Below are 13749 nucleotides of genomic sequence, written 5' to 3'. Positions count from 1 at the left end.
TTGTGGGCCTCAATAAGCAGATTGGGCGGACTGATTGATTTTTCTGTTCATTTGAACTGCCCTCTGCCCCGAGATTCGGGAGAGTGTTGCATACTCACTGGAGACCCCAGCCGCCGCCCCCTGCGGTTTCCATTTTCACCGTGGTTCCTGCCGAGACACGCGTCGTGCACTTGCCCGGCAAGCTGCGCTCACCATTGCTGTCAGCAACGGTGATGCGTGATCCCCGCGCAGACGATCCGCCCATCACGCCCCAGGGCTCGTGCCGGGTGCGGTCGAGATGCACGGTCAGCACCGAATCCGCGTTGACAAGGATCGTCCGACGCAGGCCGAGGCCACCGGCAAACTCTCCCGCTCCGCCGCTGCTGTCCACAAGGCTGTAATCCAGGACTGTCAAGGGATATTCGCGCTCGATCAGTTCCACCGGCGAATTGGCGGTATTGGTCATGTGGCAATGCACGCCGCTTGCGCCGTCTTTTCCCGGAAGTCCGCCCTGGCCGCCGGCATAGGTCTCGACATAGGAATAGGCGCGGCCGGTTGCCGGATCGGCGCCGCCGAGGATGAGAGCGTTCATGCTGCCGGTCGAGGCGGCGATCGGCTTCTCCGGGCGGATCTGATTAAACGCGCCGATCAGAGCGTCGGTAATGCGCTGGCTGGTGATCGACGTGCAGAGCGCCACGGGAGACGGCGCCGCAGCATTAACGATCGAGTGGTCCGGCGCGGTGATCACGATGCGGCGGAAAAGGCCGGCATTCGACGGAATATCCGGATCGAGCATGGCCTTGACAACGTAGAGCACGCAGCTTGCGGTGAGGAAAACCGGCGCGTTGACCGGACCGGCAACCTGTCCGGATGTCCCGGCAAAATCGGCACGCAGTTTGCCCTCGGTAATCGTCAGTTCGACGCTGACAGTTAGATCGACATCCTTGCCGTCTTCATACCATTCGAGCGTGTCGGCAAAACTGCCCTTGCGGCCTTCCAGCGCCCGAAAAGCCGTTTCCAACCGCTTTTCCGTCGTTGAAAGCAGGGTCGTGACGGCTCCCGCGAAACGGTCCTTGCCTGTTCGCTCGACAAGGGCCGCCAGCCGGCGGGCGCCGGTCGTGTTGGCGGCTGCCTGTGCCAGCAGGTCCCCGGCCACCATGTCAGGCGTGCGGCTGGCAAGCCTGAAAAGCGACAGCGTCGAGCGTTCGACCTCGCCATCGCGGACGAGGATCATCGGCGGAACGCGCAGGCCTTCTTGGGTGATATCCACCGTTCCGAGCGCGAGACTTCCGGGCGCAAAGCCGCCGAGATCGACCTGATGCGCCATGTTGGCGACGTAACCGAGGCGCTCGCCGTCGGCATCGACCGGCGCGATGACGACGACGTCGGGAAGGTGCGAACCCGTGAGCCAGGGGTCATTGGTGACGACCATCGTGCCGGGCGCGATGTCCTCGCCCAGATTGGCGATGGTGCGGCTGACGACACCCGCGATCAGGCCGAGATGGACGGGAATGTGTTCGGCCTGCGCAATCAGCTGGCCCTCAGCATCGAAGACGCCGCAGGAAAAATCGCGGCGGTCGCGGATGTTGATCGAATGAGCTGTGCGGATCAGGGCCGCGCCCATTTCCTCTGCAACGGCCTGCAGGCCATGGCGGACGACTTCGGCAAGAATGGTATCGCTCTTCATTTCTGCATCCTGATGATGAGGTTGCCATGTTCGTCGACGACGAGCGTCTGGGCTCCGACGATCAGCGTCGTATCCTGCTGTTCGACGATCAGCGGCCCGGTCAGCTCAGTCCCGAGCGCAAGCCGGGCACGGTCATAGACGTGCACATCGACCATGGCGCCTTCGAACCAGAGCGGCGAACGGGCGATGACGGGATCGTCGCTCGGTGTGATGACCGGAACCGGGAGCCTGTCGGATGGCGGCGATGCGCTGGCGGTCAGCCGCAGTAGGCAGATCTCGACGCTCTCGCTGCGGCGGTCGTAACCAAAGCTGCGGTGATGAGCCTGATGGAAGGCTTCCACGGCCGCGTCGAGGCCATCGCCGGTCCAGGCGATCGGCAGCTGATGCCCCTGGCCGCGATAGCGCATTTCCAGAACCGGCGCGAAGGTCACAGACTTGAAATCGATGCCATCCTTCTTCGCCTGGGTGACAACCTTGCATCCCATCATTTCAATCGCCATGCGGATGTCCGAATTCGACTTCGCCTCCGCAAGGCCGGAGATCATCGATGTCTCGTCATGTTTCCAGGGCGCCAGAAGAAGGCCGATGCCGCAGAGAAGGCCGGGCGACGGCGGCACGATGACGGTCTCGACATCCATTTCGGCGCACAGGTCCACCGCATGCAGCGGGCCGGCGCCGCCGAAGGCCATGACGGCGAAATCGCGTGGTTCTAGCCCGCGCTCGACTGTGATGCGACGCATGCCGCGCACCATGGCGGCGTTGACGACCTGCAGCATGCCGACCGCCGCCTCTTCGACCGAGATGCCAAGCGGTCCTGCAACATGGGTTTCGATCGCCTTTGCAGCCCTGTCGCGGTCGATGACGATGCCGCCGCCGATCGCGCGGCCCGGCCGCAGCCGGCCGAGAATGACATTGGCGTCGGTGACGGTCGGGCGGTCACCGCCCTTGCCGTAGGCGGCCGGGCCCGGGCGGGCACCGGCGCTTTCCGGGCCGACCTTCAACAGGCCGCCGGCATCCACATGGGCAATCGAGCCGCCGCCTGCGCCAAGCGTGATGATGTCGAACATCGGCACGCGCAGCGGAAAGCCTTCGATCTCGCTCTCATAGCGGGTAAGGATATGGCCGTTCTCGATCAGGCCGACATCGAAACTGGTGCCGCCCATGTCGATCGTCACGACATTTTTGTAACCAGCGGCCTCGGCGAAACGGCGTGCGCCGATCATGCCGGCCGCGGGTCCGGAAAGACAGGTATGGACGGCCTTGACACCGCTTGCCGTTTCGATTGGCATGACGCCGCCACCGGACTGCATGATGGCGGGCTCTGCCGTAACGCCGTCGGCGATCAGCGTATTGGCGATGCGCTCCAGATAGTCCTTCAGCGGCGGCATGAGATAGGCGTTCATGACCGTCGTCGAGGTGCGTTCGAACTCGCCGGGTTCCGCCAGAACGTCGGAGGAAATCGAGATCCGGATCTCCGATGCCATGTCGCGGACGATGGCTGCCACCCGCTGTTCATGGTCCGGGTTGGCATAGGAATGCAGGAAGGAGATTGCGACCGTCTCGATCCCGGCGGCAAGCATTGCGCTAACGGCGCTGCGAACGGTCTCTTCATCGAGGGCGTGGGTGACGCTGCCGTCCGGTGCGAGCCGCTCGTCGATTTCATAGATGAATTCGCGAGGGACCAGCGGCTCCGGCTTGCGGGCATACTGATCATAGAGATGGGCGCGGGACTGGCGACCGATCGCCAGAACATCGCGAAAACCGCGGGTGATGAGAAGCGCGGTGCGGGCACCGCGCCTTTCCAAAATCGCATTGGTCGCAACCGTCGTGCCATGGGCAAAACCGGACAGTTCATGGGCGGCAAGGCCGGCCATGCCAAGCGCGCTACGGGCGGCATTGACCACGGCCGTGGCCTGATGGCCGGTCGTGGTCGGCGTCTTCACGAAGAAGGTCTTGCCGGTTTCTTCCTCGAAGAGGCAGAGGTCGGTGAAAGTGCCGCCGACGTCACATCCGATGCGATAGGCCATGGTTCAGCCTGCCAAGCCGGTGTTGAGGTCGCTGGTCAGCTGGCCTGCGAAAGGATAGAGCGCCGGCGATCCGCCGCAATGGATAAAGAGAACCGAGCTGCCCTTGGCGACGCTGCCCGCCTCGACGCAGCCGATAATGCCGGCAAAAGCCTTGCCGGTGTAGACGGGGTCAAGCAGAACGCCTTCCGACTTGCCAGCCAGCTTAATAGCGGCATTGCCAGCCTCGGAGGGGATAGAATAACCGGGACCGATATAGTCGTTCTCGATGCGGATCTCGTCGGCCGTCCAGCGCCGTTCGTAGTCGAGTAGTTCCGCCGCCGCACTGGCCATCACCGCGATGCGCTCACTGAAAGGGACGGCGCTGCCGGTCACGGCAATGCCGACCACTTCGGTCTTCGGCATGAACATGGCGCAGCCGACATGCAGGCCGGCGAGCGTGCCGCCGGATCCGACCGGAGCGATGATGTAATCCGGCGTGGCAGTGCCGGAGGCGGCATATTGCTCGGCGAGTTCCTTGACAGCATTGACATAGCCCATGGCGCCGAGTGCGGAGGCGCCGCCGAGCGGGATGATATAGGCCTTCTCGCCACGCGCTTCGACCTCGCTCGCATGATGCTGCATGCGCGGGTTGATTTCGGTGAAATAGGCGTCCGGATCAAGGAAAACGATGTCCGAGCCGAACAGATGGTCGAGCAGGAGATTGCCCTGATAGAGATCTGGGCGGTTGCCGCGCAGCACGAGGATCGGCTTCATGCCGAATTTCCGGGCCGCGGCTGCGGTCATACGGGCATGGTTGGACTGGTGACCGCCGGTCGTGATCAGCACCTTGACGCCCTGCGCCACCGCGTCGGCCATCAGATATTCAAGCTTGCGAACCTTGTTGCCGCCGCCGCCGAAGCCGGTGAAATCGTCGCGCTTGACGGAGAGCGAGATGCCAAGTTCCGCGCTCAGCCGCTCCAGCTTTTCGATCGGCGTCGGCAGGAAGCCAAGGGAGAGGCGGGGGATGTCTTCAAGCTTCATGAAATGGTCCTCGTTTTCGAGCGCAGCGCGTCGAAGGGTTTGGTCGCTCACTATGAATATATCATATATCCTATATCAAGGCTGGCAAGATGCTTTTATTTGTGGCATGCAACATAATGAGGCAGAGACGTCCTCGACTGCGTCCGACGACTCCTGAAAGGATTTGCTATGGCTGAACCCGTGATCAGCGTTTCCGGCCTGAAAACATCATTCCGCAGGAAGGGACTGTGGCTGCCGGTCGTGCACGACGTCTCATTCGAGGTTGCTGCCGGTGAGACGGTCTCTCTGGTAGGGGAGAGCGGATCGGGCAAGAGTGTCACGGCTATGTCGATGATGCGGCTCTACCAGCCTGATACGTGCCGCATCGAAGGTGAGGTGAGGCTCGAGGGGCAAAACCTTCTGACGCTGCCGGAGCGGAAAATGCGTGACATCCGCGGCAACCGGATCGCGATGATCTTTCAGGAGCCGATGACCAGCCTCAATCCGTCGCTGACGATCGGCGACCAGATTTCCGAAGTGCTCGTCGCCCATCGCGGCCTTTCCTTCGGCGCGGCCGCCAAGGAGACGCTGGCCCTGATGGAGAAGGTGCGCATCCCGTCTGCCGCGAAGCGCATGGAGGAATATCCGCATCAGCTGTCCGGCGGCATGCGTCAGCGCATCATGATCGCCATGGCGCTGGCCTGCCGCCCGCGCCTGCTGATCGCCGACGAACCGACGACGGCGCTCGACGTGACGATCCAGGCTCAGATCCTCGAACTGATCAAGCTGCTGCAGGAGGAAGAGGGAATGGGCGTCCTCTTCATCACCCACGACATGGGTGTGGTCGCCGAGATCGCCGACCGCACGATCGTCATGTACAAGGGGGAGGCGATCGAGCGCGGTGCGACCGGAAAGATTTTCGCGGATCCGCAGCGCGCCTATACCAAGGCGCTTCTTTCCGCCGTGCCGAAGCTCGGCTCGATGACCGGGGAAGCCGGCCCGGCGCGCTTTCCGCTGATCGATGTGGAAAGCGGCGAGCCGGTCGCCATGCCGCCGGTCGACAACACCGTCTCGGAAAAGCCGGTCCCGCTGCTGCAGGTTCGCGATCTCGTTGCCCGTTTTGATATCGGCGGCGGCTTTCTCGGCTCCACTTCCGGACGCGTCCATGCGGTGGAGAATGTCTCCTTCGATCTCAAGGCCGGCGAAACGCTGGCTCTGGTTGGCGAGAGCGGCTGCGGCAAATCGACGACGGGGCGTGCGATCATGCGCCTGCTCGATGCCAATTCCGGTTCGGTCAAGCTGGAGGGCAAGGAGATCCTTAGCCTGTCCAACCAGGAGATGCGCGACATGCGCCGGCATATCCAGATGATCTTCCAGGATCCGTTCGCTTCGCTCAATCCCCGCATCGAGGTGGGCGATGCGATTGCCGAGCCGCTTCTGGCCCACAGGATCGCCTCGGGAAAAAGGGATGCGCGCGAGCGCGTAGCCGACCTGATGGTCAAGGTCGGACTTCAGCCCGATATGGCGAGCCGTTTCCCGCATGAATTTTCCGGCGGCCAGCGCCAGCGCCTCTGCATCGCGCGGGCGCTGGCCATGGCGCCGCAGGTCATCGTTGCGGACGAAGCCGTCTCGGCGCTCGATGTGTCGATCAAGGCGCAGGTCATCAACCTGATGCTCGACCTGCAGGAGAACATGGGCCTTGCCTATCTCTTCATTTCCCACGACATGGCCGTGGTGGAACGCATGAGCCATCGGGTTGCCGTGATGTATCTCGGCGAAATCGTCGAGATCGGTCCGCGCCAGGCGATCTTCGAAAATCCGCAGCACCCCTATACAAAGCGACTCCTGGCGGCCGTGCCGATCCCCGATCCGGCCCGCCGCGGCATCCGCCGGGGCCTGAGCAACGAGGAGATCAAGAGCCCGGTCCGGTCCTTGGCCTATGTGGTGCCGAAGCGCGAATACCGGGAAGTGTCGCCGGGCCATCTGGTTCAGGTGTTCGGCGATGAATGGGGCAATGCCGCAGCCGCGGCCTGAAGCATCAGGATAGGGTGGAAGACATGTCCATGCAAAAACGCGTCGCCATGATCAGCGGCGCCTCGCGCGGGATCGGCGCGTCGATCGCCGAGAAGCTTCTGTCGGAAGGCTGGGCCGTCAGTCTCGGCGTGCGGACGCCGGAGGCCTCCACCTTCGGGGACAATCCGGACGCGCTGGTCTGCCGTTTCGATGCGCTCGATCCAGAAAGTGAAAGCCTGTGGGTCGAGCAGACGCTCGCCCGTTTCGGCCGGCTCGATGGGCTGGTGCACAATGCCGGCATGATGATCCCGAAAACGGTGCTCGAGGCCCAGGATGCCGATTTCGACCTGATCTTCAACGTCAATGTCAAATCGCCGATGCGGCTTTCCCAGCTGGCCTGGCCGCATCTGGAAAAAGCGCCGGCCGGGCGTATCGTGACCGTCGCCTCCCTGTCAGGCAAGCGCGTCAAGTCCGCAGGCTCTGGACTATACGCCATGTCGAAATTTGCGGCCGTTGCGCTGGGCCATGGCCTTCGTCAATGCGGCAAGGAGAATGGGGTCCGATCGACGATCATCTGCCCAAGTTTCGTGGCGACCGATATGGGGAACGCGCTTGCCAACCGTGACAGCACGGAGCTGACCCAGCCTGAGGATATTTCCCGCATCGTGCACATGGTGCTGGAGCTCCCCAAGACGGCCAGCATCGCCGAGATACCGGTCCATTTCAGCGTGGAAGACTGCTACTGACATGAATACTCGCCTTATCCATCGCGGCCCGGCCATGACGGCGGTCGCAAATTCGCAGACGCTTATGGGGTCTGTCGATGTGGCAATCGTCGGCGGCGGCATTATCGGCGTCTCCGCGGCTTTCTTTCTCGCTCGGCAGGGAAACCGCGTCGCCCTTTTCGAAAAGGGAGAAGTTGGCGGCGAGCAATCCGGCCGCAACTGGGGCTGGGTCAGGCTAGCCGGTCGTGACCTGCGCGAGCTGCCGCTGATGCTGCAGGCGCATGCGGTATGGTCGACACTTCACCAGGAAACCGGCATCGATGTTGGCTACCGTCGGCGCGGCATTCTCTATGCAGCCAAGACGCCCAAGGCGCGCGATCGCTACCGGCGCTGGGCTTTGGCCGCTCGCGAATTCGGGATCGATGCGCGCAGCCTCGATCCTGCCGAGGTTGCGGGCTTCGTGCCCGGTCTCAATCGGACGCCTTTCGGTGGCATGTATGTTCCCGAAGATGCCGGCGCAGAGCCGCAGCTTGCTGCACCGGCGATCGCTTCGGCGGCACAGGCAGCGGGCGCCTTGATCTTCCAGAACTGCGCCGTGCGCGGCCTGGATATCGAGGCCGGCCGGGTGGCCGGCGTGGTGACGGAGACGGGACGGGTCAAGGCTTCGACGGTGATCGTTGCCGGAGGAGCCTGGTCGTCGCACCTTCTTGCGCGCCACGGCGTGCGCCTGCCGCAACTCAAGGTCCTGTCCTCGGTCATGCGGACCGGACCCGTCGAGACGGGCATCGAGCCGACCATGGGCTTTTCCGATTTCTCCATCCGCAAGCGGCTGGATGGCGGCTATACGGTGGCCTCCTCTGCCGTCAGCCTTGTCGATGTCGTGCCGGACAGTTTCCGCTTCTTCCGGGAATTCCTGCCGGCCATCAAGCTGGAACGAAAATCCCTTAAGCTGCGCTTCGGCAAGCCGTTTGTCGATGAACTGCTTGCCTACCGGCATCGACCGCTTGAGCAGAAGAGCATTTATGAAACGGTACGGGTTCTGGATCCGGCGCCGGATGGCGATCTGCTCGCCCGTGTCGAAGCCCATATGCGTGCCGGCATCCCATCCTTCCGGGACGTGTCGATCCTGCAGAAATGGGGTGGCATGATCGACACCACGCCGGATGTCATCCCGGTCATTTCCAAGGTCGAGGCGCTGCCGGGTCTTGTCATCGGAACCGGCTTTTCCGGCCACGGCTTCGGCATCGGTCCGGGAGCGGGGCAGCTTCTATCCGAGATTGCGACGGACAGGCAGCCCTGCGTCGACCCGACGCCGTTCCGCTTCTCCCGTTTTGGCGATGGAAGCCCGATCGAAATCCAGAACTGGCTCTAAGCCGGTTTTCAGACCTCTTCGGCGGGACCGATCTCGAGTGGCAGGGCAGAATTGCCCGCCCATTCGTGCCAGGAGCCGACATAGATCTTCACCTTGTCGAAGCCTGCAAGCCGCAGGCCGTAAAGCGCGGTGGCTGCACGGGCGCCGCGGTGGCAATAGGTTATGATCTCGCGATCCGTAGACAGGCCGGCTTTTTCGGCGATCTGACGGATTTCCGACGCCGGCCGGTATTTACCGTCCAGCAGCAGGTCCTCGTAAAACGCGAAATGGGCATGCGGGATGCGGCCTGGCCGTGCGCAGCAGGGATGCAGGAACGTGCCTTCGAATTCGGTCTTGCGGCGCACGTCGAAAATATCGGCAGCATGGTGCGCATGGTTCAGTACCTCATCCGTGGAGGCTGCCAGATCGCGGCGCAGCGTGGTGCCCGCGCCATCGGCCTGGCTGATTGCCTCGGGAGTGCCTTCTCCCGGCGCCGTCGCGCCACTGGCCGCTTTCCAAGCCTGAATGCCGCCGTCGAGGATCAGTCCGCCTTCAAGCCCGACGAGTTCGTGAAACCACAGTCCGCGCGGCGAGATCATGCCCGTCTGTTCCTCGAAAAAGACGGGGATGCGATCGCCGCCTATGCCCAGCCTTTCGAAGGCTGCCTTGGCGCCGGCTGCCATGCCGGCAATGCCGGCCTCGTCGCTTTCGGGGATGAAATAATCATACACGTTGAGGCTAACGGCACCAGGAATGGTCGCTTCGCGCCATGCTGCTTCCGGGCGCACATCGACCGGGACGAACCGGCCTTCCGGAAGCCTGCGGATAAGTTCAGCGGCGGTGATGATCATGGCCGGTTCCTTTCGGGGATGCGGATCAGATGGACGGCAGCACTGTGCCGATGTTCAATTCCCGGGCCTGCTGCAGGATGCGGGCGGCGAATGCGATATCGAAGACGTTGAGGCCGAAGCTCGAAAAATAGAGCGATGCACCGGCCGGTGGCTTCCAGCCATCCAGAAGGATGGCTGGAAGATCCGCTGCCACGTGCTGAGCCTCGAACTGCCCGGCGCGGTACATCTGAAACAGGCTCTTGGCGCTCTTCTCGGCGAAATCGCCCCATAGATCGACAGTCACGATATCCGTTGCCGCGATCGCCTCGAACATCACCTCGTGGAAGCCGATCTGCATGATCAGCCGGCCGGCTTTCACGGCGGATGCGTCGATGAAGGGCTGTGGCGCAGAGGTGCAGCAGAGGACGACGTCCGCGTCTTGGACTGCGCCTGCGAGATCCGCATGGGGTTGCAGTTCGGTCGAGGCTGCACGATCAGTCTGTGCGATCAGCGCATCCAGATGCGCGCGTGTGCGGTTCCACAGGTGGATCGTCCCGATATCGGGAAACAGCGCCAGCAGCATGTCGAGATGAGACTGTGCGTGCTGGCCGGCGCCGAGCAGCGCAACGGACCGGATGCCTTCGGGTTTCAGGGCCGTGATTGCAGCTGCCGACACGGCCGCCGTGCGCATGCGGGTCAGAAGTGCGCTCTCGACGCTGCCGACCGGCGCACCGTCGGTGAGGCGGTTGATGATCGTCGTGCTGCTGATGCTCGGCAGATCGACTATCGGTTCGGCCCGATGGACCGTCCATTTCAAACCGGCGGCATTATAGGCGCCGCCGACGAAAGCCGGCAAGCCATAGGCCTTGTTGCGGGGATCTGCCCCGAGCGGCATGACGCTCTCTGCGACCATTCCGGCCGTGCCGTCCCGCAGCAGCCGGATTGTTTCGTGCACGTCGTTGACCGCCGCCGCCCAGTCAAGGGCACCGGCGTTGACGACATCCGCGCGGGAAAGGTGACGGATCATCGTCATTCGGCATCGGCCTCCCGACCCATCAGGTCGAGCCATGTGGCCATCGATTGAATGAAGCGGCGGAAGCCTTCGAGCGTCATGAATTCGTCGATGCCATGGGCATTGCCGCCGCGCCCCGCGCCGCCGAGAAGGAAGGAGCGCGCATGCGGCGCAAACGCATAGGCCGGTGCCGCGCCGATCGCCCAGGGCCAGATCTGCGGTGCCGCATTGGCGGTTGTTTCATAGCTTCTCAGCAAGGCGGACACGCCGGAAGCGTCAGCGCGGAACCGGAAGCCGGGATAGCTGTCGGCAACGCTCAACACAGCTCCGGGCCTGGTTTCAAGCGCCTGGCGATAGCTGGCCAGGAAATCTGCGGGATCGAGCGAGGGCGGTGTACGCAGTTCGAAGGCCGCGCGCGCGCCATGCGGAATGACGCCATCGGAATGGAGCGGCATGGTTTCAAGGCTGGAAATGTTGAAGGAGGCTGTCGACATGACATGGTCGAGCAGGGCCCGCGCATCGCCCTCCAGCGAGAACACCTCCGTCTTGCGGAAGCGCAGCTCGGCGGCTGGATCGAAGGTCCCGGCCAAGGCCGCGATGATGCCGGCAGCCTCGTCGTCGATCGCGATTTTCGCAAGCTCGCCGGTCGGCGGCTTGCCGATGAGGGACAAAGCGTCGACCAGCCTGGCTGCGGGATTGGCGATCCAGGGCGCGTTGCTGGAATGGATGGCCGCCTTCGGACCGCCCCAAGTGCCGCCATCGACACGGACTTCACCCTTGGCGATACCGGAAAAGCCGAGGTAGACCCGCGGCGCACCGCCGCCATACTCGCAGAAGGACGGGAATATCGCTGACGCGCTTTGGCGGACTGGGCAGTTGGGATCGGCAAGATAATCCCGCATCGCGCCGCTGCCGCTTTCTTCCTCGCCATCGACGAGGATCTCGACATTGACCTGCAGCCTGTCTGCATCGATCAGTGCTTTCAGTGCCAGCAGCATGCCGGCGAGCGGCCCCTTGTTGTTTTCCGCACCGCGCGCGACGTAGCTTGTCCCGATGCCATCGAGATCGACGATGTCGCCCTTGAATGGGTCGACCGACCAGCCTTCAGGCGAGGCGGGCATGACGTCATACATATTGTAGAAGATGACCGTCTTTGCCGCACCGGCATCGATGCGTGCATGGATGACCGGAGGACGGCCGTTTGCGGAGGCTGCCGAGACGATGGTTGCGCCAAGCTCGGTCCTCAGCCAGGCAACAAGGGCATCGGCCTGCCGGCCAATCTGCCTTTCATCACCCTTGACCGAAGGAATGGCGCACCATTCGCGGGTGAGATCAAGAGCGGCGTCGAACGTCGCTTGGGAGATCACAGCCGGATCCTCGGATTGAGCCAGACATAGGCAAGGTCGACGAGGAAGTTGACGATGACGAACACGGCAGCGGCAAACAGCACCACGGCCTGCACGACGGGGAAGTCGCGGTTCTGGATCGCCTCGACGGCAAGTCGTCCAATGCCGGGCCAGGCGAAGATGATTTCGGTGACGAGTGCGCCGCCGAGCAGCGAGGCGAAATACATGCCCTGCACTGTAATGACCGGGATCAGCGCATTGCGCAGTGCGTGATGGACGATGATCCGCCATGCGGATATGCCCTTGGCGCGCGCGGTGCGGATATAGTTCTCGCCCAGTACCTCGATCAGGCTGGCACGCACCAGCCGCGTAATGGCGCTCAGATAATAGGCGCCGAGCGCGATCGACGGCATGATCAGATGCACGGCCGAGCCGATGCCGCTCGACGGCAGCCAGCGCAGCTTCAGCGAGAACAAGATGATCAGCAGCAGCGCCAGCCAGAAGACAGGGATCGCCTGGCCGAGCAGCGAGATGACGCGGATCGCGAAATCGATCGCGCTGTTCTTGCGGATCGCGGCGATCGTGCCGAGCAGGAAGCCGAGCAGCGAACTCCAGACGAGCGCGGTCAGCGCCAGCAGTGCCGTCGCCGGCAGTCGCTCGACCAGAAGGTCAAGCGCCGGGCGCTGGAAGCGCAGCGAGATCCCCAGTTCCCCGGTCAGCGCACTTGCCAGGAACCGGCCGTACTGGACCCAGATGGGATCATTGAACCCCATGGCCTGACGGAAGGCGTCCAGTTCCTCGCGCGAGGCGTCCGGCGACATCATCATGGCGGCCGGATCGCCGGTCAGAAACAGCGCGAAAAAAACGATGGCCGAGACGCCGAACATGACGACGAGGCCTTGAAGGGCGCGGCCGGTGATAAAGCTCAGGGTCTTCATGTTTATGCGTTCCTGCTGTCGGCTCGTCTAACGAGCCAGTCGCCAACCAGATTGCAGCCGATGACCAGCGCGCCGATGACGAGGCCCGGATAGAGCACCAGCCAGTTGGCGAGCAGGATGAAGGAGCGTCCTTCACCGATCAGGTTGCCGAGCGTGGGTGTCGGAGGCTGTACACCGAGACCGAGGAAGCCGACGGACGCTTCCAGAATGATCAGTCGGGGCAGGTCCAACGTCATCAGCACGGTGATCGGACCGACGATATTCGGCAGCACATGGCGGAAAATGATGACCATGTCCGACAGGCCGATTGATCGCGAGGCGTCGATATATTCGAGTTCGCGGATTTCGAGCGTCTTGGCGCGTGCGACACGGGCAAAGACCGCCCAGCCGGTGACGCCGAGCACGACCACGAGATTGCCCATGCTCGGGCCGATGACGGCGACGATCAGGAGAATGAGCAGGATGAAGGGGATGGCGAGCTGAACGTCGACGGCACGCATGATGACGATGTCGAACCAGCCGCGATAGTATCCTGCAACCATCCCAAGCGTGGTGCCCAGCACCACCGAGATCACCGAGGCTGCAAGGACGATCGACAGGGAGATTGCCGTTCCAAGTCCCAGCCGGGCGAGCAGATCCCGCCCGAGCTGGTCAGTTCCCAGAGGATGGAGCTCTCCGCCGATGACGGAGAGCGGCGGCTTGAATGTCGCGGTCAGGGTGCCACGCACCGGATCGATCGGCCACAGGAGTGGCACGAAGACGCAGAGCGCCAGAACCGCAACCAGAAGGAACCCGGCGAACAGGGCGTCCGCATTGTCCCTGACATTCCAGAACCGTGTCAT

Annotated in this window: 11 protein-coding genes; 3 read left to right on the top strand and 8 right to left on the bottom strand. The window is 63.1% G+C overall.

The features are described from left to right. Nucleotides 1–94: 94 nt before the first annotated feature. From BM216_RS25315 to BM216_RS25305, 3 genes are read right to left on the bottom strand one after another with little or no spacing between them, the layout of a single operon-like run. On the bottom strand, nt 95–1666 hold the full coding sequence (locus BM216_RS25315) for a hydantoinase B/oxoprolinase family protein (RefSeq protein ID WP_093001994.1): 1572 nt from the start codon (nt 1664–1666) through the stop codon (nt 95–97). Continuing rightward, a complete protein-coding gene (locus tag BM216_RS25310) occupies nt 1663–3693 on the bottom strand; it encodes a hydantoinase/oxoprolinase family protein (RefSeq protein WP_093001993.1) in 2031 nt (676 codons plus the stop codon). Before BM216_RS25310 ends, BM216_RS25315 begins: the two co-directional genes overlap by 4 nt. Nucleotides 3694–3696: 3 nt before the next feature. Then, nucleotides 3697–4713, bottom strand: a complete 1017-nt coding sequence (locus BM216_RS25305) for a 1-aminocyclopropane-1-carboxylate deaminase/D-cysteine desulfhydrase (RefSeq protein WP_093002047.1) — start codon at nt 4711–4713, stop codon at nt 3697–3699. 168 nt (nt 4714–4881) lie between these two features. On the opposite strand from BM216_RS25305, the gene BM216_RS25300 reads away from it, so the two are divergent. From BM216_RS25300 to BM216_RS25290, 3 genes are read left to right on the top strand one after another with little or no spacing between them, the layout of a single operon-like run. After that, nucleotides 4882–6726: an ABC transporter ATP-binding protein gene (locus BM216_RS25300; protein ID WP_093001992.1), complete on the top strand. Its 1845-nt coding sequence runs from the start codon at nt 4882–4884 to the stop codon at nt 6724–6726. A gap of 23 nt (nt 6727–6749) precedes the next feature. Next, nucleotides 6750–7451, top strand: coding sequence for an SDR family NAD(P)-dependent oxidoreductase (locus tag BM216_RS25295; RefSeq protein WP_177230902.1), 702 nt, complete (start codon nt 6750–6752; stop codon nt 7449–7451). Between the two features lies 1 nt (nt 7452). Beyond that, a complete protein-coding gene (locus BM216_RS25290; RefSeq protein ID WP_244530316.1) occupies nt 7453–8802 on the top strand; it encodes an NAD(P)/FAD-dependent oxidoreductase in 1350 nt (449 codons plus the stop codon). 8 nt (nt 8803–8810) lie between these two features. Here BM216_RS25290 and BM216_RS25285 read toward each other — a convergent pair whose 3' ends face one another. Genes BM216_RS25285 through BM216_RS25265 form a run of 5 tightly spaced genes read right to left on the bottom strand, consistent with a single transcriptional unit; the run spans nt 8811 to nt 13749 of the window. Next, nucleotides 8811–9632: a sulfurtransferase gene (locus BM216_RS25285; protein ID WP_093001991.1), complete on the bottom strand. Its 822-nt coding sequence runs from the start codon at nt 9630–9632 to the stop codon at nt 8811–8813. 25 nt (nt 9633–9657) lie between these two features. Continuing rightward, nucleotides 9658–10644 carry a hypothetical protein gene (locus BM216_RS25280; protein ID WP_093001990.1) on the bottom strand — a complete coding sequence of 329 codons (987 nt, stop codon included), beginning with the start codon at nt 10642–10644 and terminating at the stop codon, nt 9658–9660. Further along, complete coding sequence (locus tag BM216_RS25275) at nt 10641–11990, bottom strand: M20/M25/M40 family metallo-hydrolase (protein WP_093001989.1); 1350 nt, start codon at nt 11988–11990, stop codon at nt 10641–10643. The genes BM216_RS25280 and BM216_RS25275 overlap by 4 nt, the downstream gene beginning before the upstream one ends. Then, nucleotides 11987–12907: an ABC transporter permease gene (locus BM216_RS25270; protein ID WP_093001988.1), complete on the bottom strand. Its 921-nt coding sequence runs from the start codon at nt 12905–12907 to the stop codon at nt 11987–11989. The genes BM216_RS25275 and BM216_RS25270 overlap by 4 nt, the downstream gene beginning before the upstream one ends. A gap of 2 nt (nt 12908–12909) precedes the next feature. After that, nucleotides 12910–13749 (bottom strand): ABC transporter permease, encoded by an 840-nt coding sequence (locus tag BM216_RS25265; RefSeq protein WP_093002044.1) that lies wholly within the window; start codon nt 13747–13749, stop codon nt 12910–12912.

Source organism: Rhizobium sp. NFR07 (assembly GCF_900111905.1).
Classification (GTDB): domain Bacteria; phylum Pseudomonadota; class Alphaproteobacteria; order Rhizobiales; family Rhizobiaceae; genus Neorhizobium.
This window is presented reverse-complemented; position numbering and strand designations above follow the sequence as displayed.